Here is a 26,127-nt window from a genome sequence, read left to right on the forward strand (position 1 = left end):
CGAGGCGGAGACCGGGAGCGTGAAGGTTCTCAGCACCGTTTTACGGTCTTCCGCCAGCACGTGACCGCGGATATCATAATGTTTACGTTTAAATCTTGTTTTTGTATAACAGCCGGTGGTGAAGAAAATCTCATCCCACGGGGCGCTGTAGATATCTCCGTCTGTGCTGAAAACGTGCACCCGCCTGTTTTTACGATCAAAGCGGACGGGATAATGGGTCCAGCGAAAACATTCGACTCTGAGCATGAGTGAGAAAAGCCAGGCCAGTAAAAAGGAAATGATGACGACGCCCGTACCAAACCCCCAGAAAAAGAATTCCCGCTGATGACCAAGCAGGTANAAAGCGAACGGGATAATGGGTCCAGCGAAAACATTCGACTCTGAGCATGAGTGAGAAAAGCCAGGCCAGTAAAAAGGAAATGATGACGACGCCCGTACCAAACCCCCAGAAAAAGAATTCCCGCTGATGACCAAGCAGGTATTCGCGTATCATCGTCGATGAAAAGTCAGTCACACTCCAGCAGCAAAGTACAAAAGCACTAAGAGCGGGACCAGTTAGAAAGCCTTTAACTGAATACCACTTATCCACTATTTCCATATAGCCTGAACTGAAATGGATTACGGCCGTATCATCCATAACGTTTCGATCGCCCAGATCGATCTTTTCACTCTGAATTAAGCGGTGATTTATTTCATCTTCTTTTAATACGGGTGAAGCCCGGTATTTATACTTAATTAGCAATCCATCATAATCCATAAATTACTCCACCTGCATAATATCTTTTAGACTCTGCATTTCTATCTGCATCGTTGGGTGTTTTTCAGGAGAAATACCTTCCGGCGTAATTCCCCACATAGTTTTTTCCAGCCATTTTTGCAAATCATTAGTTTGTTTCCATGAAATATAAAATGCCGCAATTACTAATATACCAGCTGAAATCCAACTCAAAGCAAGGCCAATAGCTGGAGCACAAATTCCAAATCTCACAAGGAATTGTATACCTAAAGCTCTTCCGATATTAATCAGTGCATCACTTATCCACATCCAGTTAATAAATGGTGCAACTGATAAATACAATCCCGATAATGCAGATGCACCATATGCAAAAGCCAGCCCCTTTCGATTATGGTTCCATTCTTCACTTATATGGGCATAATCATAATACGCCGTCACAGCTCCCCCTGCAGCTCCAAGCCAACGTCCCGCTGTAGCAAACCATCCGGCAATTTTTTCTGCAGCAGAACCAGAAAAAGCAGCGCCTAGTTTATTAAAGCGTATAATAGCCGTTTCTATTGTTCCAGCCGTTGTCCCCGTTAATGATAATGTACCTGCCCAGAAGCGATTTCTGGCCTCCTGCTGGCTTGCGGTAAGAGGTTTATGACTAAAATCCATACTTACCCATAGCGCCGCCGTTTGTAAAGCCATGGAAACAACACCAAGCGCCAGCGGCACACTCTGCCTTATCGAGCTAAAGCTGGCGTTAACATGATTTTGCCAGCGAGCGAACAGCAGCCTGTCAACCTCGGCCTCGGTACGCAAAGACTCTTGCAGGCGATAATTACGTTGGCTTTCAGGCAATGCAGCCAGTTTATCAAAAGCTTCCAAATCAATAGCGCCAATATAATTCCGCTCGCCGTTCCCGCTAAGAGGCAGACCATCAATTTTCAGACGACGTACTTCCCAGCGAACATACATACGTAAAACGTCTTCCGTTTTATCACCTGCAATGCCAGCGTTTCGGCCCATTACCCTGACAATATCCTCAACAAATTCAGCTTCTGTCGCCACCCGGGGTATAGGTATAAAGGCGCGCCGAACGCTGGCCGCCATTATACCAAACAAACGATAGCTTAAACGGCTTTTGGCTGCCGTTTGCAAAAGATAAGAAACGCTACCGGTCAGATTACCCAAAAACGCGCCAAGGTAGCCTGCTCCTGCCTCATGCATTTGGCCCAGTGTATCCTTGAACGCATCGGCAAAAGAGCTCCATGGCTTATCCCATAAACTGCTTTTATCCTGAAAATAGGCTTCAAAGCGTTCTGAAAATTTATCCTGATTAAACACCAGCGCACGCATTAGAATATTATCATCATCGTCCGTTCTCTTTTTCAGCTGCTCGGTGAAATAGCGAAACGTCAACGCTTTGTCCTGCATACCAGTAATGCAATAATTAACCGTTTGAATATAGTCGAATCCGCTCTCGATATCTGTTTTATCAAAGTTATATTTAAAGTAACCCGTAGTCAGTTCACTTTTGAACCATGCCAGATACATTTCAGTCGCGGGTATGACAACCGAGTCATCATAGCGCTTTGTTTCCTCGTTAAATTCTTTAACAAACTGCTCAAGCTGTTTTTCATCGTAGTGCGCCGCGTAAGTTTGCCACTTTTCATGCACTATCCTTTGCAGGTTGCTATCCAGATAAGCATTACTTTGTTCTGCAAGTTCTGGTGATGGCAAGAGAGGTATGGCTCCACGTGTGTTAACTCCAAACTTATCCCTCATCGCCCTAAATTCAGTTTCTGAAATGACATCGCGAGCACACTGACGAGTCATTGCCTCCTTCATGCCCGTTATCGTAGAGGCAAGCACATATTTCCACAGGAATTTTTCATTGGCGTAAAGATCACGCACTACCTGATAGGACAGCAATGATGAAATTTCCTGTAAGACAGCAACCGGGTCCTGAAGAACTATTATAGCGCCACCGCCGGGCATTAACTGTTCAGCAGCCTGTAATAAATTGGCGCTGGCAGCAGGAAGCGGCTGAAAAGATGATGCCGAATAAGCTGTCATTTCAGCATAAACGGATAGGGTATTATGTTCAGCGACGACATCGCTTAACCGGGAAATACCGATCAGATTTTCTCCCTGTCTGTTGTTAAGCCAGGCGTCCATATCAAACTTTTGCATCGTTTTCTGACGAACACCAAGATCTTCATGTTTTTTCCTGACCGCTGGCGTCCATTTATTTTCCGACCAGCCAAACCAGAATACACCGTTCTTCATGGGAGGGGGCATTATCGGCAAAGTCACCAGAGAAGCGCGAGCCAGCTCTTCTGGTTTGGTTATGCAGGGCTTCATTTCACCGCTTAACAAGCCTGGTGGTATATAACCAGAGCCAGGTAAAGGATAATAATAGCCCTGTTTCGTTACATAATAATCCTGCCAGCGGTCGATCATCTCATCATAGACATGGAGATAGCCCTCCCTCAGTAAACGCCCCGTATAGGATGTCTTTCCACCAGGAACAATAGACGGATAAACATCTTCCGGCAAGTGAGGGAGTTTATCGTCCTTATCTGCAATGCCGGGACGTATTGGTAAAACAGGTAAACCATAGCGACTGCAAAAACCACAACCCTGATTACTTTTTTCCATCGTCACATTCCTTTCAACGTCCTGACTGAATAACGATCTCCTGCCATTGAATATCACTCAGGTTTCTTACTGTTCGGAAAAATATGCCCGGCTTATTATTTGCATATTTTAGCAAATTCTGGATTACAGGAGCGCGCCAAAAATCAGGCGAACGAGTTAAGGCACTACAGGCGAAAATAATTAAATCATCGTCGTGCTCAAGTCCCAAACCTCTGCCCTGATTTAATAATTTTTCGATCTCCCGACTGCATCGCTGGCGCTCCTGAATATTACTGACAATTTTCATTTCAGTTAATACGCTGTTTATCAAGCCAATATTTTGCAACCGGGAAAATGGCGGAGTATTGCCGCTTTCTGCGTCAGCAGAACCGCTTTGCGAGGAGCGATACTCTAAGCTATGCCATTGTCCTTCAATCCACAGAGTCCAGTGTGTGATTTGATTAACAGGAAGGAAAGCCATTAACTCTTTCCATGTAAACATCCAGAAAAAGTGAATTAATACGCGCGGATCATAGTAACGAATGATATGATTTTGATGTTTTTCATTAGTAAAAAGCATGGCTTTAATCAGCGAACTGCGAATCTCTTGCGCAGAGCAGTCGCTTCGAAATACTAACTTACATAGCGGAGGTACGTCTGAAGACGTCGCCTGTCCCAGCTGCTGCATCAGCGTTTGCCAACCATCCGCCTTCATCTCTTTTAGCGGCAGCAACCACGGATAGAGCGGAGCCTGAGGTTGCAGCATGGGTGAAACCATTTCCAGCACCGGCCACGATTTATCAATATCCGGATGCTGCATTCTGTCAATAATGGCAAAATCATGCTGGCCTAATGGCAGCGGATTTTTCAGGTAGTGTGGTTGCATCTTTGCGTCCTCACTTCAGCGGTACGGTAGCACTGCCCTGAATAAGCGCTTCAGACGCTGCATTTTCACAGGCGGTAAATTTAGGGAACGGAGCCTGCTGCATTGCAGGACCAGCATAATTAAAGTCAGCGCTCTTCACGTTAAACTCACCACCGGTGCCGTTCTCTATTTTTGTCGGGTCAATTGTCAGAAAAGAGCCACCGCATCGCAGCGTAATTTTCTTCTTAGCTGAAATGATAATTTCATCATCGGTACTGGCAACAGAAAGCGCTTTGGCAGCAATGATATCCATACCATCACTCTGTGCCTGAATTTCAACCTTTCCTTTAGCTGCTACCAGTTTCATGCCTAATTCATGCACAAATGCAACAAAGCCTTTTTTAGCTGCCAGAACCATGCGTTTGAGCGCACTGACCTCTGTATTACCACCAGCAGTAAATACTTGGTTATGGTTTGCGCTCAGCTGAATATGCTGAGGCGTGGACAGCGCTATACCTCCGGGCGCTCCGGCAACAATAACCGGCTCTTGAAACTGATCTACGCTTTGCTGCAAAAACTGTTGTTGGCTGTTCTCATCCAATCCATCAATTTTTGCCGTTATCAGTACATCAGACAGGGATTGCACCAACGCTAATGCATCAGCGAGCTGACGCTTAATTTCATCCATACTCAGTTGCTGCGCCATCGCCTTCGGTTGCGCCTGCGTAGTTAGCAGTAACCCTTTGCCGCCGCGAACAGCGATCCAGTCATCAGTTCGGAGTTCGGCCCCCTCGCCCCGCTGCTGCCGCTCGCTGTCCACCAGGTGGCCGAGGTTCAGTTGGCTTTTGCCGCCATATTCTGTGGAGACTTTGATATGTTCCTGGCCGCGGCTGTCGTCCAGACGTATTTTGTTATTACTCGGCGTGCGCAGTACGTTGCGCTTGTAGTTACGGATAGTGACGTGATCCGGGTGGGCCGAATCATGCAGCACGCCGGCAATATAGGGACGATCCGGGTTGCCATCCTCAAAGCCTATCGCTACCTCGGTGCCCGCCAGCAGCGGCAAATGCAGGCCGTAAGTGTCGCCAGCATAGGGGCGCGCCTGGCGCACCCACAGGCTTTCGAAGCCGGTTTCCCAGCTGTCGCGATCGAACAGCATATTGACGCGATAGCGCCCGTCTTTATCGATATGGCCGTAGGTATCATTTTCAGTGGTGCTGGTAACGCGTGCCGGAAGCGTACCCGCCATTAGCGGACGCTCGCCCGGCGCGGGGCGGAAGCCGTAATCGGTGCTGTCCGGGATGGCGTCGAAATGGATTTCGAAACTTCTGTCACGTCGCGCATGGCTGTGCATATGGGTAATCACCACGCCCCTGGCGAAAACTTCCGTAACCTCCTGTCCGCCGCTGACCTGCAATATCTGGCCCGGCGCCAGGGTGGCGCAGCTGGTTATCCCCTTAAGCCGCGTTTGATCGTTCAGGTAGCGCTCATGGCGCAGTCGGGCGTAAAATGCGCCCGTTTCCGGCTGCGGGTAGCGCTCAGCGGCATTGCCCGCCGTCAGATAATTATCGGCGTAGTGATAGGCTTCGCCATAGGTGGTGGCATCGCTGCGGGAGACATCAGCCTGCGCATTCATCTCCGCCGTCGCCTGACGATAGTTATAGTCGCGGGTGCTGACCTGCTTCTCTACCACGCGGTGACGGCTCTCCATGCCCCATACCGATTCCACCCCCTCGTCGTGCTGCCCGGAAGGCGGCACCGAAGGCAGAGTTATCGCCGCTTCGTAACCCTGCCGACTGTCGCTGAACTCCACAACGTCGATGTTGAGGCGCGTATCGGTAGTGAAACGAAACCAGATACCCACCTCGCCCAGCAGGCGAGTAATAAAGTGCAAATCGTCCTCGCCGTACTGCATCACCTGCTCACGACGCGGGTACGTCTGACTCAGCGAAAAGAGAAAATCCTGGCCGCGCAGGCCGTGACGCTCGCGCAGGATTTTTTCCACAATCTGCGGTACTGACATATCCTGATAAATTGCGTTCTGATGCGAGCGATCGAGCAACGCCAGGCGCGGCTGCAGCGTCAGCGCGTAGCGGGTTTCATCCCTTGAGGTGCTGAGGCGCTCAAATCCGGTAACCACGCCCTGCATGACGCGCACCGGCTGCTGGATTTTAAGACCGAAACCCTGCGCTACCGGCGCCTGCAGCGTCAGGGAGGCGGGCTTCATCAGCATCGCCTCCCGGCTAATGGCGTGATCGGAGCTGGTAAATTCAATGCGATAACGAAACGGCTGGCTTAGCCGCTCTTCTCCCTCGAAGGCCAGCACGTCCAGTAGGGCGTGGCAGTCCCGCACCGCCAGCAGATGATGGCTGTGACTGAACCTTATGAAGGTAGGATTAGTATTCATGCGTTGTCTCCTTCCGTTGATGCTTCTCCGCCTGCAGGCAACCTGTGTCCTCTTCCCCTGCGGAGACAATCCTGGATTTTAGCTACGCTACCGCCCATCGCTGTTACCCAAGCGCATCAGGTCTGGTTGCCAATTGTGGCATCGTTATTCAGCGTCCGGCTCCTGACAGGCGTTCGCCTGCGGCACCAGACTGATTTCCACGCGCCGGTTCTTCGCCCTTCCTTCCGGCGTGTCATTGTCGGCAACCGGGCGGCTTTCGCCGTAGCCCTGCACCGCAAAGCAGCTTTCCGGCACGTCCCCGCTGTCGCGCATCCAGTCGCGCACCGCTTCGGCACGTTTCAGGGAGAGCGCCTGGTTTTTCTGCGTATTACCGGTGTTGTCGGTATGGCCCGCCACGACGATCAGCCAGCCGGGTTTCGCCTTAATGCCCAGCAGCGAATTTACCAGCAGCCGTGTTGAACCAGGCTTCAGCGCCGACTTACCGGAATCAAACAGCGACATGCTGTCGAGGCGTATGATAGACGGCGGCGCTTCCGGTTCAGGCTCCGGCGGTGGAGGAGGCGGCGGCGGAAGATAAGAGCGAATGGCCTCCAGCAGCGGCAATCGCAGGCGGCCGCCCTGATAGAGTCCCAACCCCAGCCGCAGCGGTTCGCCGTTGCGCGCCCAGTTATCCAGCTGCGCCGCATCCGCGCGCAACACCTTTACCGCCTCAGCTTTAGGCGCATAATCATCCATTGCGATATGGTTATAGTGCTGAATATCGAAGCTAAGACGGCGCAGCAGCTGACGGTTGTTCCAGCCACTGCTGCACAGGGCGACGATGGCGGCAAGCGTGAAAATAACCAACCCGTAACGCCATGCCCGCTGACGCGGCGTCAGCCCCTGCCCGCTGGGGAGCAGAGGAAAAATAAAGTCAGGCAGCGGCGACGATAAGGCGGCTGTCGTATCAACCGGCTGCCAGCCAGCCACATTTTGTAGCGCGGTATGTTGCTGTAGCCAGACGGTCCAGAGCGATGCGCCTGAGGGCGCGGATAGCATCGGCCCCATTCCCCAGACGACGGCGGCGGGAAGCAGCGGTGGGATATCCGGGTTCTCATCAACAAATACGCTGGAAACATGCTGCTGAAACCAGCTCATCAGAGAATTCATCAACGCCTGCTGCCGCATGGCGCTGGCGCCGCCGCCGGCGACCCAGGATGCTACCGGGCAAGGCGCGGCGCCGGCGCGCCAGAGCGCCGGATCCTCGCCTGATACCGCCGACTGCCAGAGCATCTCACTGATAATGGCGCTGCCCGCCAGGCCGCTCAGCACCAGCGGGACAGCCTGCCCGCTATCCCGACGCAGCTGGCTAATCTGCCAGCGCAGCGCCAGCAGGCGGCTGGTCAGGGTTTCCGTATCGCTGTGCCGCTGGGGAGATACCATCACCATTACCGCCAGCTGGCGTCCCCAGCCGGGGCGCAGCCACAGCAGCTGGCGCGCAACCGGTTCGATATCCAGATAGTTTTCTACTCTGATCCAGCAGCCCTGGGTTACCGTCAGCACCGGCGTCTCATTCGGCCAGCTTTGCGGAACGTCGCCGCAGACCAGCACTATCGGCTGGCGATAGGCGGCGTCCGGCAAATTATCCAGGTTAACGGCGGGTTGATAGCTCTGACGGCGGCTGGCGACATAAGCAATTACCGCGATTAACGCCCAGATCGCCAGCGTCAGCAGCAGAGCGTTTAAGCGCGATAACGGCAGAAAGACCAGACAGACCACGGCTGACAGAAACGCGGCCCACAGCGCCAGCATATGCCGCTGCAGGGGACTCATTTCACCACCTCAGGCAGCAGCGTTAGCAGCATCCGATCGAGCCAGAGATCCAGCCCCCACCACAGCGCCGCCAGTACCAGCACGCTGAGGCCAATACGCGCTGGCCAGGAGGCGAAGCAGCCGCCCATGCCGCGTCCGGCCTGCGCCTGCGCCAGAACAGGCTGCTCCTGGGAATAGCTAAACGGCGGAACCTGCTCGCTAAGCGCCCTTACCAGCTTTTCACGTTCAGGCGCGTGCAGCGATCGATAGCCGCCAAGAAAGCCCAGCAGCATAACCCGGTGGAAACAGGTGACTACCGCCGTTTCCGGCGCCGGCTCGCGCAGCACATCGCGCATACGATCGCACAGCGTGTCTCCAGCCTCGATGGTGCCGAGAAAGTGCCCCTGCAGCGGCAGGTTATACCACTGCACGCAGGCGTCATCCTGTACGCCGCGGCTTTTTACCGCCTCATCCAGCAGCGCGCATTGGGCGATAAGAATATGCTGACAGCCTGCCTCATCCAGCCCGGCTTGCCGCAGCGCTTTCTGTACGCGCTCCACATCGTCAACGCAGCGCTCCCACAGGATGCGGCCTTCGCCATCCTTAAACTCCGGCCCGTGACGCAGGCTGATAACCTGCAGCCAGGTATCCTGCAGCAGCGCATCGATATCTATAGACGCGGCGGTTCCGCGTTTGCTGTCACTCATGTTCTCAGTACCGCATAAAGTTCAAGTTCAGGCTCTCCCAGCGTGCCCGGCGTGTAGAACATGCAGCTGCCGCTTTCCAGCATTTCCTGCGCGGCGGGGTGGGAAAGATCGAGGGAGAAATACTGGTTTTCCAGGCGCAGCGGAATCGCCGCCGGTACATGCCGCAGCGGCCTGAGCGGTATCCCCTGGCGGGAGGCGTTAACCAGGCTGGTAACGTAGTCAGGACTGCCGACTTTACACTGGCGCGGGAACTGCTCCTGCAGCTGCGCCACCGGCAGCGGCGAACGCACCGAGAGATAGTAGTCGGCGCCTTCACGCAGACGCGGATCCTGCAAACGGGCCAGCCACTGACGCATCCGCTTGTCGTGCGTCAGCTCAATCGCCACCACCCGTGACGGCAGGCTGGCCTCCAGCAGATCATTTAACAGCTCAAACAGCGGCGGAAAGACGTCGTTGAGCTGCTGATGCTGATAGACCGGAATCGCGTTAACCTGATGCTCCAGCGAGAAGGTCAGCAGGCTGCCCGCCAGGCGCGCCAGCTCAGGATAGAGCCGCTCCGCCGCGCTCTGTGGAAAATGCTGAAACTGACCAAGCACCGGCTCGGCGCTGTTAAGCGCATTCAGCAGCCAGAACAGCGAAACGTCCGCTACCGCGAAATCCGCCATCCGCTCATTGCTTTCGCGGCGCATCGCCATCAGACGATTCAGACGCGCGCGCAGTTGGGTCATCAGCAGTTCCAGCTGGGTCATCAGCCAGCGGCTGCCGCTCAGGGTAAGCAGCGGCGGCAGAAAGGTTTCATCCAGCGTCCAGCCGCCCTGCGAATCCTGCTGCAGGCGCGCCAGCGGGCAGGTGAGATAATCGCTGTTGTTCTGATGGGCAAAACGCAGCGTCAGCTCCGGCTGTATAACGGCAATCTGCCGATCGTCATCGCCAAACTGATTGCGGACATCATGCCAGCGCTGGCGATAGCGCACCGGACGCTCCGCCCTCTCCTCCGGCTTCAGGCAGTTGCCGCCGTTGGCGCGCAGCAGCGGCAACGCCAGCACCACGATCGCCTGCTGCTGCTCGCGGTCAAGCGCCAGCGCGGGCGGCAGAGGATCGGCGTTATCGGTATCGATCAGCGTACCGTCCTGAAAACGCAGGTGCAGCCGGCGCGCCTGCAGGCGCCCCAGCTTCAGCATATCCGGCTCAAAGCTGGCTTCAATAACCCCCCACGGATGGTTAAGTCCCATTTGCGCGATACATTCTGCGGTCCAGGCGGTCCAGGCGGCCTGCTGTTGGAAATGCTGGGGCGCGATCATTATGCCGCGGCCCCATAAAGGTTGTTCCGTCTTCACCGTTCACCTGCCTTATGCGGCTGCAGGTTGATATTTTTCGACGACGAGACGTACAGGCGCCCCAATCCCGGACGTTCCAGCACCTGGCTCACGCCGTCCGCAGCGTTTTTATGTTGTACAGACATCAGCATCTTCTCTTGTTAATCCGTTAATCCGGTTGCCGTTACGCCTGCTATGACGCCAGCGCAGACGGCTCGCTGTGCGGCCCAACGCCCAGCGTCGGGCTGCGCCATAGCTTTTCCAGAGGGGCGCAGCCAGCAAAAACGCTGTGAGCTTTATTTTTATTAATATTAATTTTTTGACCTTCGGAGGTGGGCGACATGGTTCGGCCATAGCGGTCATCGCCGGCGGGCGGCAAACTCAGGCGCAGGCGCGCTTTTTTCCGGGCCGGGCCGGCAGACAGAGCAAAATTCAGGTGGATACGCGCCTGCGGTAATTTCCGCCGAAAGCGGTCATTCATGAATAATTCCTTTTAGCGCTGCGTGATATTTTCTGCATCACATTTCCCTGCGTGCAATAATAAATTATTAAGCACGAAAGAAGCAATTATTCCTCCCGTTGGCTTAATTGATAAAATTAATAAGATTTTTCCATTAATAATTAGCAAATCTTTCGTATTAAGTTGAGAAAAACCTGCTGTTTTAAAGAACTTTAAAACAGCAGAGGTTTGTTAGCGCGGCCAGCGCCAGAGCCTGACTCAACGACAGGATCTGGACTGTTAACAATCAGGATATCCCTCCGTTTTTTAGCGCAGCTACATTGCGGAAATTAAGCGCGGGCGTAAGTTAATGTGTCGCCTGCACGGCTCCCCGTTAAGGTTTATTGTCACAAGCGCCGGCAGACACAATTAACGCGCCGCCTGCACGGATCTCCGCGAAGGATTATCATCAGCGAGCACGGATATCGGCGCAATTAACGCGCTCGCCATTTCGCCACCTCAAAATAATTAGCCGGCAAGCCGATTATTATTGCGCTCATCAGCAATAATTACGCGTTGCGTGAATAAGCGCGTCCGGGACGCGCGTTAATCGTCGTTGTTTAACGTCTCTTTCTGTCCAATAAGAAAATAACGGTTTTGCAGCAGGTCCAGCGCGGTGGCTGCCTGCCGCTGTTCCGCTCCCGTTTCAGCGCGCTGTTCCTGCGCAGCGACATATCTTCGCAGCCGCTCTTCCGCAGGCACTGCGCGGTTAAACGCTTTCTGGGCTGCATATACCGCCGTTTTCAGCTCGCTGACCGTCATATACTTACCGCGCTTTTCATCCAGCGCGTTCAGGCGATCCGCCAGCTGCTGCAGCTGCTGCATACCCTCATGCCAGCCGCCCAGCGCCTCAACAGGCAGCGCATTAGCTTCGATACTTTGCCGCCAGCGGCGAACCACCTCTTCCGTTTGCGGATTATCCGGCCACAGCGCCTGCGCCTGCAGCGCCAGCTGCTGTCCGTAACGTTGGCGCCAGTCGGGCGACAGCGTCATCATGCGCTCCAGCTGAGCGTAGGTCTGCTCCGCCCACTCTTCGCTTCGCTGCATAATGCTGGTTGAATGCTGCAGCTGCTGTAGCTGCGCATCGGTTAAAAATAGCGGCAGCGGCGTCATCGTCGCGGCCAGCAGTTTTTCCTCATCAACCGGCTGCTGCAGGGTTGTCCAGCCCCACAGCAGCGCCGCGCCAGCCAGCAAAGCGGCGCCGACGCCGGCGATAAAATATCTGAAGCCGCCTTTTCCCGCGGGCCTGGCTATCTCGCTGCCGGGCGCAGGCCGCAGTGAAATAACATTATCCGCAGCGGGCTGCCGTTCCGGCGGCGCCAGCGCCTCAGCAGGCAGCGCCACCGCGGGCGACGCCTCCCCGACGCCGGCCAGATTCTCCAGCCGGACGATCGCCTGCTTAACCTGTCGCAGCAGAATATCCGTTCCGCTCGCCTGCCTCACTTTATGGCGCGCCAGCGTTTCGCCCAGATCGCTTAACCGTTTTTCAGCCTGATACAGCAGCGGCAAATCGTCAGCATCGTTCAGCGCCAGCGTGCGAAACACTTTTTGCAGCCGCTGGCTGAGGCCAGAGATAATTTCTATCCGTCCATGGGTGCTGGCCGGCCACATCACCGCCCAGTGGCGCGCCGTCAGCGTGTCCGTCAGCGCCAGGCCTTCATTTAAGCCGCGCAGACCGTCAATATGCGTGCGGGCAAGGCTGTACCAGGCCGCGGTTTGCAAATCTACGCCGTTCTGCCCGAACAGCGCCAGACTGAGGCTTTCAACGTGCCGCCAGTCAACGTCCGGTCTGGCCGGGTGGGATAACTTGCTGAGTTCATTGCGCAGAGCGGCATAATCCGGCAGCATGCGCGGATCGCCGCCGGTTTTGATATCGTTAGCATTTTTCACACGATTTATTCCGGGAAATCAAACAAGAAAATTAATAAACGGAGCCGTTGTGGATAAACTGCTGCTGTTTCAGATGGCGCAGCAGCACGCGCCCTTCCGGCATAAACTCGGTGCCGTAGCGCACCAGCCCTATCCCCTTCAGCTCGGCGTCAATGGCGTAACGCAGCTCGCCCGGCTGCGTTTGTTCCAGCATCACAACCGCAATTTTTTTCAGCCTGGGCTCATATTTCAACAGCACGCCGGAAAGGGTGGTCATCAGCTGATGGGCGGTGCCGGGCATACCCTGCAGGATCTTCGTCATATCCGGCAGGCCGTAATCGGGCAGGTGCGCCAGCGTACCGGCGCGGGCGTTGAGAATGCGCTGCATATTATCCAGCACCGACAGGATGAGCTGATTCTCCTCGCTGACCTGCTGCAGATCGAGACCGCCGGTAAAGTTGCCGGTCAGCATTTCATAGAGCGAAGGCGAATGATGAATATAGGGCATGGTTACTCCTTAACCGGTAGCAGCAGCCCTGGCCGCTGCAGTTCACTTTAACGCACTTTGTCGGGAGCGGGTTCCGGCGGCGCGCCATCCTTCCGCAATTATTTTTTCACACGTGCGGGCATTGCCATGCGCGCAAACGCCTTACCATCTGAACGGATGAATGCCGACAACCGCGGCGAGCGTTTCGGCGTCGGCATCACGCGCACAGCACCGCCGCCCTTACCGGGTCGAGCTGGATTAAGCCGCTCAGCAGCTTATCCATCTGCGGCTGTAGCCGCTGCCTGTCGCTTTCGCTGCGGCTGGCCTTCAGGCGCAGCAGGCGCAGGGAGCGAGCTTTAACCTCGAACGTCAGATCCGGTTCCCACTGCGCCAGCGTGAGCGCGGCCGCCGCGTCGTCCAGCTCGGTCAGGATATGCGCCGCCAGCTCGTTTTTACCGTACTGCTCGGCGATACGCGCCATCAGCAGGCGCAGCAGCCAGCGATTGCGCGTCCGTTCAGCCTCCGGGCGATGCTGTAGCCAGCCGAGCGCCGCTTCAATACCTTCTTTATCTGCCATCGCCAGCGCTTCCGGCTCCAGCAATAAAATATCATCCTGGACGGGCGCCAGCGCGGCTGCAGTTTCGCCGCTCCAGCCGTCCAGAGTGTCCAGCACCTGCTGGTTTATCCAGTTAAGCGTCGCTTCATCGGCAAAGGGGCTGCCGTCATTCCAGGCCAGGCTTTCCACGCCCGGCAGGCGGCTCAGCAGGCCCTGTAGATCCTGCCGCACGATTTCGGCCCAGGCCTCATATGCGCCGCCTAGCCGACTTAGCGCCTGATGCAGATACCACTGCAGATCGAGCCAGAGATGATTTACCCCCTCGGCAAACATGCGATCGCCCTGTTCCATCAGCTCCAGCCAGCTTTGCTGTAAATAGAGCCGCTTGAGCTGAGCGCGATATTCCGCCTTTGGCGGAGCCAGGCGCGTACGCCCCTGCGCATCCAGCGCCGGCAGCTGATGCAGCGTATCCCAGCGAACGCTTTTCATCAGGCGATGAGCGGAGAGCCATCCCTCCGGCTGGTCGCGCAGATAATTCGCCAGCTGCCTGGCCTGCTCCATCAGCTCGCGTCCGGAAGCGATAGCGGCAGTCTGGGCGTTAAATACCGTCCCGCTGGCTTTTAACTGCTCGTCGCTGCTGCTGTTTTGCGGCACCAGCGTAGTCATGCCGCCAGACTGCGCCATGCGGTTTTCCAGCGCGCGATAGAGTGCGCCCAGCTCAGGCTGCGCCGCGCTGTCCCAGCTTTCCGTTGCCTGCGCAATCAACGCCAGCGCGCCAACTTCCTGAGTAAATTCATCCTTGCTGACCTCCGGGTGCAGCGCCAGCGTATCAAGCATTCGGCTGCTCGCCAGCCAGTCAAGCGCCGCTTTACGCTGCCTTTCTCGTACCGGATAAAGGCTGTGCTGATAACGTTTCAGCAGTGCGGCAAGCAGGCTAAGCCCCTGAATAAAACCCGCTTCGCCATCCAGCTGCAGGCGCGCCCAGACGTAAAAGGCGGCCACACGGATATCTTTACTGCTTTGCACCAGCAGCTTTTCCGCCAGCGCAGCGATCTGTTCGCTGTTGATGCCGGAGAGTTTATTAACCTCTTCGCGGATAAGCAGGAAATCATCGTCGTAGCTGATATCTTCGCCCGCTGGCTGCTGTTCAGAAATAGGCGCCAGCCAGCGCTCCCACCGTTCAAGCGCATCCTGCATCTGCTGCATCAGCGCCTGCGGCTCAGCTCCGCAGAGGTTCAAAAGGGTGTTCAGTGTGGTCATAAAGCGTTCCGCTGCATGTTCAGTCATTCCTGCGCCATTACCTGCGGCAAGGAATTAAATAAGTTGAAACGGCTGGCTTATCAATGCGTCGTCGCTACGTTGCGCGCTTTCCAGCAAGGAAGCGCCGGACCAGCCTGCCGGCGCTTACCGGCGAGCGCAGTTAATAACCAGCAAAGCCAATAGCCTGCACGCGCCATTGCACGGCTGAGGTGACCAGCGATATTTACTTCGACGCGCCGGCCTCAAACGTCAGCTCAATCCCTTCGTCTTCGCTCCAGCCCAGTGAGAGCGCCTGCGGTTTCTGCTTCGCCGCCATATGCATCAGCAGCTGCTGGCTCAGCACCGGCAAAATCTGCTGGTTAAGCAGGCTGTCGACGTTGCGCGCGCCGGTATCCGGCAGCAGACAGGCGGCGGTCAGCGCATCGTACAGATTTTCTGCAATGTGCGTGGCCAGCCCGTAATGACGCTGCAAACGCCTGCTGACCTGCTCCAGCTTCATCTGCACGATAGTACGCATCGCCGCGGCCGCCAGCGGGCGATAGATAACCGTCTGAAAACGGGCCAGCAGCGCGGGCTGGAAATGATCGCGCAGCAGCGGACGCAGCAGCTCATGCAGATCGCCTTCGGTCGCCTCCGGCCGCTCATCCAGCAGCTGCATCAAATGGTCGCTGCCCAGGTTAGAGGTCATCAGAATGACGGTATTGCGGAAATCAATTTCACGCCCTTCGCCGTCGCGCATAAAGCCGCGATCGAATACCTGGTAAAACAGGTTCATTACGTCACGGTGCGCCTTCTCCACCTCATCCAGCAGTACCACGCTGTAAGGGCGCTTGCGCACCGCCTCGGTAAGAATGCCGCCCTGACCATAGCCCACATAGCCCGGCGGCGAGCCTTTAAGCTGAGAAACCGTTTGCGGTTCCTGATATTCGGAGAGGTTAATGGTAATCAACGATTTTTCCCCGCCGTACAGGCAGTCTGCCAGCGCCAGCGCGGTTTCAGTCTTTCCCACGCCGCTTGGCCCTACCAGCAGGAAAACGCCCTGCGGCCCGTTTTCCGATGTCAGACCGGTTTTGGCGGCACGCAGGCGGCGGGCGATCGCCGCCAGCGCCGCATCCTGGCCGACAACGCGTTTGCCGATTTCATCTTCCAGCGTCAGCAGCTCGCTCTGCTCATCCTTCATCAGCGAAGAGAGCGGTACGCCGGTCCAGTCGGCGACTACATTAGCCACGGTGCGGCTGTCGACATCGATCTGCAGCAGCGCGTTATCCTGCTGAATTTGCGCCAGTTCATCCTGCAGCGCATGGATTTCCGCCTGGCGACTGATATCCTGACGGCAGCTCATCAGCTGCTGCGCCAGCGCCTTCTGACGGGCAAAGTGCTCCTCTCCCTGGCTCAGCTCGTGCGCCAGCTCATGGCGCAGCGCTTCAATCGCGGCCAGACGACCGTCATCATGCCTGCCGCCAACGGCAATATCCTCCAGCAGCGCCTGCTGTTCCAGCTCCAGCGCGCCGATTTGCGCTCTGAGGCGGGTAAGAGGTTCCGGAATAGTATCAAGGCTCATGCGAATGCGCGCCGCTGCGGTATCCAGCAGATCGACGGCTTTATCCGGCAGCTGACGCCCGGTGAGGTAGCGGCGGGAGAGCGTGACCGCGGCGCGCACCGCCGCGTCGGTGATATGTACGCCGTGATGCGCGGCGTAGCGCGGCTTCAGCCCGCGCAGCATCAGGCAGGCGGTATCATCATCCGGCTCATCCACCTTGACCATCTGGAAGCGCCGCTCCAGCGCCGCATCGCGCTCAAAATATTGCTTATATTCGCTCCAGGTGGTGGCGGCGATAGTACGCAATTCGCCGCGCGCCAGCGCCGGCTTTAGCAGATTCGCCGCATCCGCGCCGCCCGCCTGGTTACCGGCGCCAATGATGGTATGCGCTTCATCAATAAACAGCAGCACCGGCGTCGGCGACTGCTGCACGGCGTCAATCACGTTTTTCAGCCGTTGCTCGAACTCGCCTTTTACGCCCGCGCCCGCCTGCAGCAGGCCGAGATCCAGCGTACGCAGCGCCACGGACTGCAGGCTTTCCGGCACGTTGCCTTCGGCGATACGCAGCGCCAGCCCTTCAACCAGCGCCGTTTTACCGACGCCCGGCTCGCCGACCAGGATAGGATTGTTTTTGCGGCGGCGAGAAAGGATATCCACCATCTGACGAATTTCATTGTCGCGGCCAAATACCGGATCGATGCTGCCCTCTTTTGCTTTGGCGGTAATATCCAGCGTGAACTTATCCAGCGCATTTTGTAGCGCCGGCGTCAGCTCGCCGCCTTTGAGGGTCGCCGCGTCCGGCGTCGCGGCCAGCCCGACGTCACCGCCGTAGCGCTGCGCCAGCTCAGCTTCCTGCTGGACTTCCGGGCGCTCGTCCGACTGCGCATCCAACAACGGACGCAGGCGCTCAAGCTGGCTCTGCGCCAGGGTCAGCAGCGGCCACAGCGCATCGCAGCGTATCAGACCGGGCTTATCCACCAGCGCCATCATCAAATGAACGCTGCGGATCTGTTCCTCATCGGCCAGCGAAGCGCGCAGCCACGCCTCCTGCATCAACGCCTGAATATTATCCGACAACTGCGGACGTTCACGTACGGAACGCGGCAGCGTATCCAGCCAGCTCAGCAGCTGCTGCCAGAGGGTATCCATATCCCATTCATAGCGGCGCGCCAGCACCATCAAATCGCCTTCGCCCTGCTCCAGCAGTTTCAGCAGCCAGTGCTCCGGCAGAATTTCCGCATGGGCGCGGGTCTGGCACAGGGAAGCCGCCCCTTCGAGCGCGCGCGCGCAATAAGGATTGAGACGACGTAACAAAACGGCTGGATTTTCCATAATTTTCTCTCTTTATCTGGTCCCTGACACGCTACCGCCCTTCGCTGTTTACCCAAGCGCATAAGGTCAGAGTGGTGGAGCGATCGCTTTTTTGCTGAAAATCCGCCCGGCAGACGCTCAGCAAAAAAAGCGGACGGGTTTCCCCGCCCGCGTCGGCTCAGGCGGTTGCCCGCTCGTTCCATGAATCGGAATGGATGATGTTGCCGTCTTTGTAAGTCCAGGTGATTTTTTCGTAGCGCAGCTCTATCTGCTCAAGATGGTTGTGTTTCTCAAATGCCGGATTCTTGATGTCGTGCATTACCGGGTTCACTTTCACCACCTTGACGTTTTCCAGTTTGGTGTTGAAGTACTCCACTTCCTGGCCCGCGTCGCTGATTTTGTACCACCTGAACTCTGCTTCCTTCAGCGTCTGCCCCGTGGTCACCGCTTTGTACAGATACGGACTGGAGGCATCGATTTCTTTGGTGAACAGAAACGGCGTGTGGATGCGCGTTCCCGTTAGCTTGCCGGTGTTGTTATCCGTCGGGATATACAGGTTGTGCTCCTGCGCCACCACCTCGATGCTCCCCTCGCGGTCCTGCACGTCCACCGAACCTTTGATGTCCGCGCCGCCGTCATCCTTCAGCCAGAGATATACGGGTATTGCCATGTGATTTTCTCCATTTATACGCCTTATCCTTCCCGCCGCCGCGTTAACAGCCGCCCGCAGGATTTGACGTATCTGCTTTAAAAGGCGCCGCCCTCCTTCGGCGACGCCGGGGTTTTGCCCGGCCCCGGACAGGCATCCGCCTGCCGCGCCGGACTGATTTCCACGCGCCGGTTTCCGCCAGCCTTATGCTTTGGCCTTCGGCATCTGCGACACCAGCGACAGGTTCACGTCCATTCCCTCAACCTGGAAGTGCGGCACCGCATACAGCTTCACGCGGAAGAACCCAGGGTTGTCTTCGATATCTTCCACCACTACCTTCGCATCGCGCAGCGGGTGCGACGCCTGCAGCTCGTCGCCAGGATCCGTCATTTCCGTCACCAGACCGCGCACCCAGGTATTCAGCTCCAGCTCCAGCAGCCGCCGGTCCTTGGTGGTTCCGATATTTTCCCGTTGAATAAGTTTCAGGTAGTGCGCGATGCGCGACAGCAGGAAAATATAGGGCAGACGCGCGTTAATGCGGCTGTTCGCCGTGGCGTCCGCCGTGTCGTACAGCGCCGGCTTCTGCGTTGAGTTCGCCGAGAAGAAGCACGCGTAGTCGCGGTTCTTGTAGTAGGAGAGCGGAATAAAGCCCAGACTGGCAAACTCAAATTCGCGCGTCTCCGGGATCATTACTTCCGAAGGAATTTTTACCTGATTGCCCGTACCCAGGTCATAGAGGTGTATCGGCAGATCGCGTACCGCGCCGCCCGCCTGCGGGCCGCGAATCTGCACGCACCAGCCGTTGTTGATAAAGCTGCGCACCATGTTCGCCGCAAACGCGAACGAGGCGTTGGTCCACAGATAACGCCCGTGATCCGGCCCTTTTACCTCTTCCACGTAGTTGAAGCTGCGCACCGGCACCGTGTCCGGCCCGTACGGCAGGCGCCCCAGCACCCGCGGCATTACCAGGCCGATGTAGCGCGCGTCGTCCGTCTCACGGAACGATTTCCACTTGATATATTCCGCGCGGTCGAAGTAGTTGCCGATGTCTTTGATGGCCGCAACCTCTTCCATCGTCTCCTTCAGGAAGAACTTCGGCCCCGCCGAGCCGATAAACGGCATGTGCGCCGCCGCCGAGACTTTCGAAATGTTGCGCAGCAGCGCCACGTCCTGCGCCGAGGCGTCAAACTCGTAGGCCGATATCAGCGCGCCTATCGGCTCGCCGCCCGGCGTGTCATACTCCGCGACGTAGGTCTGCAGATAGAGCCCGCTCTGCACGATCTCCGGCGCATCTTCAAAATCCTGACGCAGATCTTCCTTCGACAGATCGAGCAGCTCCAGCTTGACGTTCTGCCGGAAATCCGTCCGGTCCACCAGCGATTTCACGCCGCGCCACAGCGACTCTACCGCCTGAAACTCAGGATGATGCAGCACCGCATCCAGCTGCCGGCTTATCTGCTGGTCCAGCTCGGCGATGTGGTGATCTATCAGCGTTTTGTCCAGCTTCTCTACCCGCGTGCCCGCGCGGCTTAGCCGCTCCAGGAACACCTGCATCGCCGCCGTCAGCCGCTCGTCCGCCGTCGCGTCCGACATCGCCTGCGCGTCCTGCCATACGTCCGGCGCGCTCAGCCGCGTTACCGGGTTCAGGTTGATTTTTTTAAACAGCGAAGCGTACACGCTCCCCGACTCCGGACGTTCCAGCACCTGGCTTTCGCCGCCCGCGGCGTTTTCATTTTGTACAGACATCAGCATCTTCTCTCGTTAATCCGTTAATCCCGTTGCCGTCACGCCTGCTCCGGCACCAGCGCAGACAGTTCGCTGCGCAGCCCGTCGCTCAGCGTCGGGTCCTGCAGTATTTTCTCCAGTTCCCGGCGGAACGCCTGATTGTCCAGCAGGTTCGCCTTCAGATCGCGCAGCAGGCTGCGCATGGCGAGCATCGCCTTCAGCTGCGGTATCTGGCGCGCCACCTGCTCAGGAGTGAAGTCATTCATATCGCGGAAGGAGAGGCGAACATTCTCTTCGCTGCCGTCGCCGGCCAGGGTGTTTTCGACGGTCAGATTGACGTCGGGAGCGTAGTCTGCAAGGACACTGTTGAAATTATTCTTATTAATATTAATTTTATTTCTTTCTGACAGCGGTAACTCTGCTTTCCCGTTACTAAAATCACCTACTGCCAGGAGTTTTAACGGTAGCTCGACTTTTTTCTGCGCTCCGCCAGTGTGGAGATCGAGCCGGATATTTACGCGTGCTTTTGGCACCTCATTCTGAAAGGTATCAGCCATAAAATTCCCTTTATTAAAAATACGATGAACATTCAGTAAGGCAACTTTCGGGTTAATCCTAGAGCAAAATGACAATCCAGATCAACTTAAGGCATCAAAGATCTGATATGGAGTTAATAGTCAGAGTTTTCTTTCAGGCATAAGTTATAAAAGATTGTGTTCTGCGCGCTGGTGCGTAGCGTAAATACTGATTTTAGCGCGTTGAGCAGGGGTTTATGCTGGAGCGAATTTAAATAAAAAAACAAACATCCAGTTAAGATAAACAGTTGATTTTAGTCAACCTATTTTTACAACAAGCAGAAATAAAACATTAAACCGCGCCTCATTCATAAAAACTCGTTTCTGAATAATATTTTTTCTATTGCAATTATCTTTTAGCTGTAAAAATAATAAATCAGAAAAAAATCTGGATAATTCAACCAGAATTAATTATATCTGGCATTATATTGGCCGTTGCAAAATCGACGGCAATAACAGCGAATGGATAAGCAGAGCAGGGAAAATTGCCATACGCAACTGGCGCATCTGCAGACAATAGCTAAGATAAAAAGCATTTTTGTTTCCGACAGAGCATAAATACTGCTCGCGTTTATCGGCGCCCAAACCTTCTTACTCCGCCTTATTTGTGATGGCGATTACAGTTTTGCCATATAGGGCATAAAATCATTTTCCAGCGCTGAGAGAGCGAAAGGCGAGTGCGCTGTTATCTGGTGAAACCAGTCGCTGTTTGCCGGCTCTTTACCGCTGCCCGACGCCGTACCGCATAGTTCAGGCTACGGCAAGGGAATAATAGCAGCGCGGGACGGAGCATTTTCGCACATAAGAGGCGGCGGCGCGGCCGTTTCGGCAGGCTTCCCTGCCCGTTTGCGGTTAGCGCATCAGCGGTCGGCGGGATGTGCCGGAATGAAGGTGAGCGGGTTGATTTATAGCGCGTCTTGCCAGCCAGTAAAGGAGCACTCTGTCGTCGTCCCCTTCATGATCGGCCATCGACAGCAGCTTCAGTGAAAGCGTGGATTTATTGACCGGTTGACTGGCTTCGCTCAGTGCCACAACGGCTCGCCCGATCAGGCAGCAGACCTCATTTTCTTTCTCTGCGGTACCAGTGGATTCATATGTCTGGTCTTTCATATTTCCTCCCGTTGTCTAAATAATTATTCTGGCACAGCAGGTGGTTTCATGCTGTAACCATCTTGCCGGAGAAATATATTGCAACGCTTCCTGAGGTTTGCTTGCGATTTGCCGCCTTTGTTATCGTTGCCTTACGTAGCGGCCAGCCTTTGCCTGCTAACGTAGCCGACGCCCTTTCTTAACGTTGTGCCAGGCGCAGCAGGGCGCCGTCGGTTGCATAGCGCAGTTAATCGCATTAGAATCGCTTACCGTTGCCATACAAAACCCTCTTTTATTTAACCCCTCACCAACAAAAATCAACATCATCTCTAATCTCAATCATAGCGTCGGTCGCCGCGCAATGCCGTTCATACCTGCTCAGCGGCATTTCATTCCCGGTTAGCGGCGCTTCGTGACCTTTTTCCCTGCGTTTACCGGCAGCGCCCTATTATCAGCTTAATTCAGGCATTCCCGTACGGGAGAGAGATGATGAGCAAAACACCGCAAACGCACCCAAAAAAACTTGTTCGCTGGCTGACGCTGGCCGGCACCATCATTACCCAGTTTGCACTGGGATCGGTCTACACCTGGAGCCTGTTCAACGGCCAGCTATCGCAAAAGCTTGACGCGCCGGTCAGCCAGGTCGCCTTCTCATTCGGCCTGTTGAGCCTTGGACTGGCGCTCTCCTCTTCCGTCGCCGGTAACCTGCAGGAACGCTTCGGCGTGCGCAACGTCACTATTGGCGCCGGCATATTAATGGCGCTGGGTTTTTATCTTACCTCGCAGGCCAGCTCGCTGCTGGTACTGTGGCTGAGCGCCGGCGTACTGGTAGGGCTGGCGGATGGCGCAGGCTATCTGATGACCTTATCCAACTGCGTAAAATGGTTCCCGGAGCGTAAAGGGGTGATTTCGGCCTGTGCTATCGGCGCCTATGGCCTGGGCAGCCTCGGCTTTAAGTTTATTTGCAGCAGCCTGCTGCTTCACTTCAGCCTGGAGACCACCTTTCTGATCTGGGGCCTGCTGGCAATGAGCCTGGTAATCCCTGGCGCGCTGCTGATGAAGGATGCGCCGCGTCAGACGCTCGCTTCGCCGCAGGGCCAGCCCGCCGCACGCGATTACAGCCTGGCGGAATCGATGCGTATGCCGCAGTACTGGATGCTGGCGCTGATGTTCCTTACCGCCTGCATGAGCGGCCTGTATGTGATTGGCGTAGCTAAAGATATCGGTGAAGGCATGGTTAACCTCAGCGCGCAAACCGCGGCCAGCGCGGTCACCGTTATCGCCATCGCCAACCTGAGCGGGCGTCTGGTGCTCGGCGTGTTATCCGATAAAATGGCGCGCATTCGGGTTATTACCCTGGCGCAGATCGTTTCCCTGGCGGGGATGGGCATTTTGCTGTTCACCCATATGAATGAAATGACTTTCTTTATCTCCGTCGCCTGCGTTGCCTTTAGCTTTGGCGGCACCATTACCGTTTACCCTTCGCTGGTTAGCGATTTCTTTGGGCTGAATAATCTGACCAGGAACTACGGCGTGATCTATCTCGGCTTCGGTATCGGCAGCGTGCTGGGCTCGCTTATCGCTTCGCTGTTCGGCGGTTTCACTATCACTTTCAGCCTGATTATGACGCTGCTGGTGATTTCGCTGGTGATGTCGGTGATTATTCGCATGCCGCAACGGCAACACAGCCTGTCGCCGCTTTGGCAGCGTAGCTAAATGCCTTAGCGTTGCGGGCGAGTCGCTGACTCGCCCGTTTTCTTATTAACCAAACAGCGGTTCCGCCTGACCGGCGACCGGCATACGCACCGCCAACAGGCTGCCCGACCAGGGATAGCGCGCCAGCTCTTCTGCGCTACGGTTTTCCCGCGAGCTGGTAATATAGAGCGTTTTCAGATCTTCGCCGCCGAAGGCCGCCATCGTTGGCCAGCGCACCGGCAACGGAATCTCATCAACAATCTCAGCGGAGTGCGGATCGATACGCACAATGCGCCCGCCGTCGAACATCGCCGACCAGTAAAACCCTTCCGCATCTACCGCCGCGCCGTCAGGCTGTAGCCCGTCGCCAAAGCGGCGGAACAGTTCACGCCTGCCGATTTGCCCGCTGACCGGATCGAGCGGATAACGCCAGATTACATGGTTAGAGGTATCGCTGTGCCAGGCCCAGCGACCATCGGGCGAAAACGCCAGCCCGTTAGATATTTGCAGATCATCTTCAATAATATGCAGCTGAAGATCGCTATCAAGACGGCACAGCAGCGCGCCGTTGCGATCCTGCGGCTCCCATAAAGTGCCGCACCAGAAGCGGCCGAAGGGATCGACGCGCCCGTCATTGAAGCGGCTTTTACCCGCCTCGCCAGGATGATCCGCCACCTTACGCTGCGGCCTGCCCTGCTCATCCAGAAACCAGATGCCGCTGCGCATCGCCGCCACCAGCCCGCCTTCACGGCGCAGGCCGATACAGCCGATTTCCTCATGCTGCGGGAAAACCTGATGCTCGCCGCTTGCCGGATCGAAGCGGTGCAGCGCCGGAGCCAGGATATCCACAAACCACAGCGCCTGCTCCGCGGTTGACCATAGCGGACATTCGCCCAGCTCCGTTGCAATGGGTAAAACACGCTCCACTTGCCAGTTCATTCCTGCTCCTTTTATCAGCGGATTACTACTGAACTGTAGCGGAAATCGGCGTGGAGCGGTTTATCCGTGCGGTAAAATCGACAAACGCCTTAAGGCTTCAGGTTGGCGCCGCCGGTAGCGATAACCTGCTGATACCACCAGAAGCTCTGCTTGCGGTAGCGCGCCAGCGTGCCTTCGCCCTGCTCGTTACGATCGACATAGATAAAACCGTAGCGTTTTGCGATCTCCGCTTTCGATGCGCTGATCAAATCGATCGGGCCCCAGCTGGTGTAGCCCATCACTTTTACGCCATCCTCCAGCGCCTCGGCAACCTGCAGCAGATGATCGTTCATATAGTCAATGCGATAGCTGTCCTGAATGGTGCCGTCAGCTTCCAGCTTATCTTTCGCGCCCAGCCCGTTTTCAACGATAAACAGCGGTTTCTGATAGCGATCCCACAGCATGTTCAACAGCGTGCGCAGCCCAATCGGATCGATCTGCCAGCCCCATTCAGAACAGGTAAGATGAGGGTTCTGCACCATACTGAGGATATTGCCGCGCGCCTTCTGGTTCAGCTCTTCATCGGTGGTCACGCAGCCGCTCATATAGTAGCTGAACGAGACAAAGTCGACGGTTTCGCGCAGCGCGAGGCGATCTTCTTCGGTAATCTCCAGCTCGATCTGCTGCTCGTGCAGGAAGCGCAGCATATAGCCGGGCCAGGCGCCGCGGCACTGCACATCGCCAAAGAACAGCCAGCTGCGGTTCTCCTGCAGGGTGGCGAACACATCTTCAGGCTTGCAGCTGAGCGGATACATCAGGCCGCCAAGCAGCATGTTGCCGATTTTCGCGTCGGGAATAATTTCATGACAGGCCTTCACCGCCAGCGCGCTGGCGACCAGCTGATGATGGATCGCCTGATAAATCGCCCCTTTACTGCTGTCGCCGGGCAGCCCGACGCCGGTAAAGGGCGCATGCAGCGACATATTGATTTCGTTAAAGGTAAGCCACAGCTTTACCTTATGCTGATAGCGCTGGAAAACGGTGCGCGCGTAGCGCTGGAAGAAGTCGATCAGCTGACGGTTTCCCCAGCCGCCATACTTTTTCACCAGCCCCATCGGCATTTCATAGTGGGAGAGGGTCACCATCGGCTGAATATTATAGCGCGCCAGTTCATCAAACAGCCGATCGTAATAGGCCAGCCCCGCCTCGTTCGGCTGCGCCTCATCGCCCTGCGGGAAAATACGCGTCCAGGCGATAGAGATGCGCAGGCAGCGGAATCCCATTTCCGCAAACAGCGCAACGTCTTCAGGATAACGATGATAGAAATCGATAGCGATATCCTTCAGCGAGCGATCGCCCGGCACGCGTTCCACAACCGGTCCAAAAATACCCTGCGGCTGCACATCCGAGGTGGATAAGCCTTTACCATCCTCCTGCCATGCTCCTTCAACCTGATTGGCGGCAATCGCCCCGCCCCATAAGAAATTGTCCGGAAAGCGTTTCATAT

At 56.0% G+C, this 26,127-nt stretch carries 20 protein-coding genes; 1 reads left to right on the forward strand and 19 read right to left on the reverse strand.

Annotated elements, in window-relative coordinates; genetic code table 11:
* The 17 genes from FKM52_RS22210 to FKM52_RS09185 all read right to left on the reverse strand — a co-directional run.
* Nucleotides 1-246 (reverse strand): DUF6708 domain-containing protein (locus FKM52_RS22210; RefSeq protein ID WP_425462650.1); only part of this gene is annotated, 246 nt, incomplete at its 3' end.
* A gap of 514 nt (nt 247-760) precedes the next feature.
* A complete protein-coding gene (locus FKM52_RS09115) occupies nt 761-3,382 on the reverse strand; it encodes a T6SS effector BTH_I2691 family protein (protein ID WP_141175904.1) in 2,622 nt (873 codons plus the stop codon).
* A 13-nt stretch (nt 3,383-3,395) separates the two neighbouring features.
* Entirely contained in the window at nt 3,396-4,247 is an 852-nt protein-coding gene (locus tag FKM52_RS09120; protein WP_141175905.1) for a DUF4123 domain-containing protein, read from the reverse strand.
* 10 nt (nt 4,248-4,257) lie between these two features.
* On the reverse strand, nt 4,258-6,633 hold the full coding sequence (locus FKM52_RS09125; protein ID WP_141175906.1) for a type VI secretion system Vgr family protein: 2,376 nt from the start codon (nt 6,631-6,633) through the stop codon (nt 4,258-4,260).
* 144 nt (nt 6,634-6,777) lie between these two features.
* On the reverse strand, nt 6,778-8,445 hold the full coding sequence (locus FKM52_RS09130; RefSeq protein WP_141175907.1) for an OmpA family protein: 1,668 nt from the start codon (nt 8,443-8,445) through the stop codon (nt 6,778-6,780).
* Entirely contained in the window at nt 8,442-9,131 is a 690-nt protein-coding gene (gene tssL, locus FKM52_RS09135; RefSeq protein ID WP_141175908.1) for a type VI secretion system protein TssL, short form, read from the reverse strand. The genes FKM52_RS09130 and tssL overlap by 4 nt, the downstream gene beginning before the upstream one ends.
* Nucleotides 9,128-10,468: a type VI secretion system baseplate subunit TssK gene (gene tssK, locus FKM52_RS09140; RefSeq protein ID WP_141175909.1), complete on the reverse strand. Its 1,341-nt coding sequence runs from the start codon at nt 10,466-10,468 to the stop codon at nt 9,128-9,130. Before tssK ends, tssL begins: the two co-directional genes overlap by 4 nt.
* A complete protein-coding gene (locus FKM52_RS22100; RefSeq protein ID WP_281284982.1) occupies nt 10,465-10,593 on the reverse strand; it encodes a hypothetical protein in 129 nt (42 codons plus the stop codon). The genes tssK and FKM52_RS22100 overlap by 4 nt, the downstream gene beginning before the upstream one ends.
* A 47-nt stretch (nt 10,594-10,640) precedes the next feature.
* On the reverse strand, nt 10,641-10,928 hold the full coding sequence (locus tag FKM52_RS09145) for a hypothetical protein (protein WP_141175910.1): 288 nt from the start codon (nt 10,926-10,928) through the stop codon (nt 10,641-10,643).
* A 564-nt stretch (nt 10,929-11,492) separates the two neighbouring features.
* Nucleotides 11,493-12,836, reverse strand: a complete 1,344-nt coding sequence (locus FKM52_RS09150) for a VasL domain-containing protein (RefSeq protein ID WP_281284983.1) — start codon at nt 12,834-12,836, stop codon at nt 11,493-11,495.
* A 31-nt stretch (nt 12,837-12,867) separates the two neighbouring features.
* Nucleotides 12,868-13,323, reverse strand: a complete 456-nt coding sequence (gene tssE, locus FKM52_RS09155; RefSeq protein ID WP_141175911.1) for a type VI secretion system baseplate subunit TssE — start codon at nt 13,321-13,323, stop codon at nt 12,868-12,870.
* A 196-nt stretch (nt 13,324-13,519) separates the two neighbouring features.
* Nucleotides 13,520-15,118, reverse strand: coding sequence for a type VI secretion system protein TssA (gene tssA, locus FKM52_RS09160; protein ID WP_141176197.1), 1,599 nt, complete (start codon nt 15,116-15,118; stop codon nt 13,520-13,522).
* Nucleotides 15,119-15,341: 223 nt separating this feature from the next.
* Nucleotides 15,342-17,990, reverse strand: a complete 2,649-nt coding sequence (gene tssH / locus FKM52_RS09165) for a type VI secretion system ATPase TssH (protein ID WP_141175912.1) — start codon at nt 17,988-17,990, stop codon at nt 15,342-15,344.
* A gap of 157 nt (nt 17,991-18,147) precedes the next feature.
* Nucleotides 18,148-18,639 (reverse strand): type VI secretion system effector Hcp, encoded by a 492-nt coding sequence (gene hcp, locus FKM52_RS09170; RefSeq protein WP_141175913.1) that lies wholly within the window; start codon nt 18,637-18,639, stop codon nt 18,148-18,150.
* A 183-nt stretch (nt 18,640-18,822) separates the two neighbouring features.
* Nucleotides 18,823-20,370 (reverse strand): type VI secretion system contractile sheath large subunit, encoded by a 1,548-nt coding sequence (gene tssC, locus FKM52_RS09175; protein ID WP_141175914.1) that lies wholly within the window; start codon nt 20,368-20,370, stop codon nt 18,823-18,825.
* A gap of 32 nt (nt 20,371-20,402) precedes the next feature.
* A complete protein-coding gene (gene tssB, locus FKM52_RS09180) occupies nt 20,403-20,900 on the reverse strand; it encodes a type VI secretion system contractile sheath small subunit (RefSeq protein ID WP_141175915.1) in 498 nt (165 codons plus the stop codon).
* An 870-nt stretch (nt 20,901-21,770) separates the two neighbouring features.
* A complete protein-coding gene (locus tag FKM52_RS09185) occupies nt 21,771-22,028 on the reverse strand; it encodes a hypothetical protein (RefSeq protein ID WP_141175916.1) in 258 nt (85 codons plus the stop codon).
* Nucleotides 22,029-22,496: 468 nt separating this feature from the next.
* Between FKM52_RS09185 and FKM52_RS09190 the strand changes: the two genes are divergently transcribed.
* Nucleotides 22,497-23,723 carry an L-lactate MFS transporter gene (locus FKM52_RS09190; protein ID WP_377092869.1) on the forward strand — a complete coding sequence of 409 codons (1,227 nt, stop codon included), beginning with the start codon at nt 22,497-22,499 and terminating at the stop codon, nt 23,721-23,723.
* A 45-nt stretch (nt 23,724-23,768) separates the two neighbouring features.
* On the opposite strand, the gene FKM52_RS09195 is transcribed toward FKM52_RS09190, so the two are convergent.
* Complete coding sequence (locus tag FKM52_RS09195; RefSeq protein WP_141175918.1) at nt 23,769-24,641, reverse strand: SMP-30/gluconolactonase/LRE family protein; 873 nt, start codon at nt 24,639-24,641, stop codon at nt 23,769-23,771.
* An 89-nt stretch (nt 24,642-24,730) separates the two neighbouring features.
* The gene (locus tag FKM52_RS09200; RefSeq protein WP_141175919.1) at nt 24,731-26,125 is read right to left on the reverse strand and encodes a glycoside hydrolase family 1 protein; all 1,395 of its coding nucleotides are present in this window, start codon (nt 26,123-26,125) and stop codon (nt 24,731-24,733) included.
* Nucleotides 26,126-26,127: the final 2 nt, after the last annotated feature.

The organism is Mixta tenebrionis, from assembly GCF_006517625.1.
Classification (GTDB): Bacteria; Pseudomonadota; Gammaproteobacteria; order Enterobacterales; family Enterobacteriaceae; genus Mixta; species Mixta tenebrionis.

Excerpts from the sequence above, each read along its gene's own strand:
- FKM52_RS09145 (WP_141175910.1), bottom strand. The coding sequence starts at position 10,928 with ATGAATGACCGCTTTCGGCGGAAATTACCGCAGGCGCGTATCCACCTG.
- tssA (WP_141176197.1), bottom strand. The coding sequence starts at position 15,118 with ATGACCACACTGAACACCCTTTTGAACCTCTGCGGAGCTGAGCCGCAG.
- FKM52_RS09125 (WP_141175906.1), bottom strand. The coding sequence starts at position 6,633 with ATGAATACTAATCCTACCTTCATAAGGTTCAGTCACAGCCATCATCTG.
- FKM52_RS22100 (WP_281284982.1), bottom strand. The coding sequence starts at position 10,593 with ATGTCTGTACAACATAAAAACGCTGCGGACGGCGTGAGCCAGGTGCTG.
- FKM52_RS09120 (WP_141175905.1), bottom strand. The coding sequence starts at position 4,247 with ATGCAACCACACTACCTGAAAAATCCGCTGCCATTAGGCCAGCATGAT.
- FKM52_RS09115 (WP_141175904.1), bottom strand. The coding sequence starts at position 3,382 with ATGGAAAAAAGTAATCAGGGTTGTGGTTTTTGCAGTCGCTATGGTTTA.
- FKM52_RS09200 (WP_141175919.1), bottom strand. The coding sequence starts at position 26,125 with ATGAAACGCTTTCCGGACAATTTCTTATGGGGCGGGGCGATTGCCGCC.
- FKM52_RS09185 (WP_141175916.1), bottom strand. The coding sequence starts at position 22,028 with ATGAAAGACCAGACATATGAATCCACTGGTACCGCAGAGAAAGAAAAT.
- FKM52_RS09130 (WP_141175907.1), bottom strand. The coding sequence starts at position 8,445 with ATGAGTCCCCTGCAGCGGCATATGCTGGCGCTGTGGGCCGCGTTTCTG.
- tssL (WP_141175908.1), bottom strand. The coding sequence starts at position 9,131 with ATGAGTGACAGCAAACGCGGAACCGCCGCGTCTATAGATATCGATGCG.
- FKM52_RS09195 (WP_141175918.1), bottom strand. The coding sequence starts at position 24,641 with ATGAACTGGCAAGTGGAGCGTGTTTTACCCATTGCAACGGAGCTGGGC.
- tssB (WP_141175915.1), bottom strand. The coding sequence starts at position 20,900 with ATGGCTGATACCTTTCAGAATGAGGTGCCAAAAGCACGCGTAAATATC.
- tssE (WP_141175911.1), bottom strand. The coding sequence starts at position 13,323 with ATGCCCTATATTCATCATTCGCCTTCGCTCTATGAAATGCTGACCGGC.
- tssH (WP_141175912.1), bottom strand. The coding sequence starts at position 17,990 with ATGGAAAATCCAGCCGTTTTGTTACGTCGTCTCAATCCTTATTGCGCG.
- tssC (WP_141175914.1), bottom strand. The coding sequence starts at position 20,370 with ATGCTGATGTCTGTACAAAATGAAAACGCCGCGGGCGGCGAAAGCCAG.
- FKM52_RS09190 (WP_377092869.1), top strand. The coding sequence starts at position 22,497 with ATGAGCAAAACACCGCAAACGCACCCAAAAAAACTTGTTCGCTGGCTG.
- hcp (WP_141175913.1), bottom strand. The coding sequence starts at position 18,639 with ATGGCAATACCCGTATATCTCTGGCTGAAGGATGACGGCGGCGCGGAC.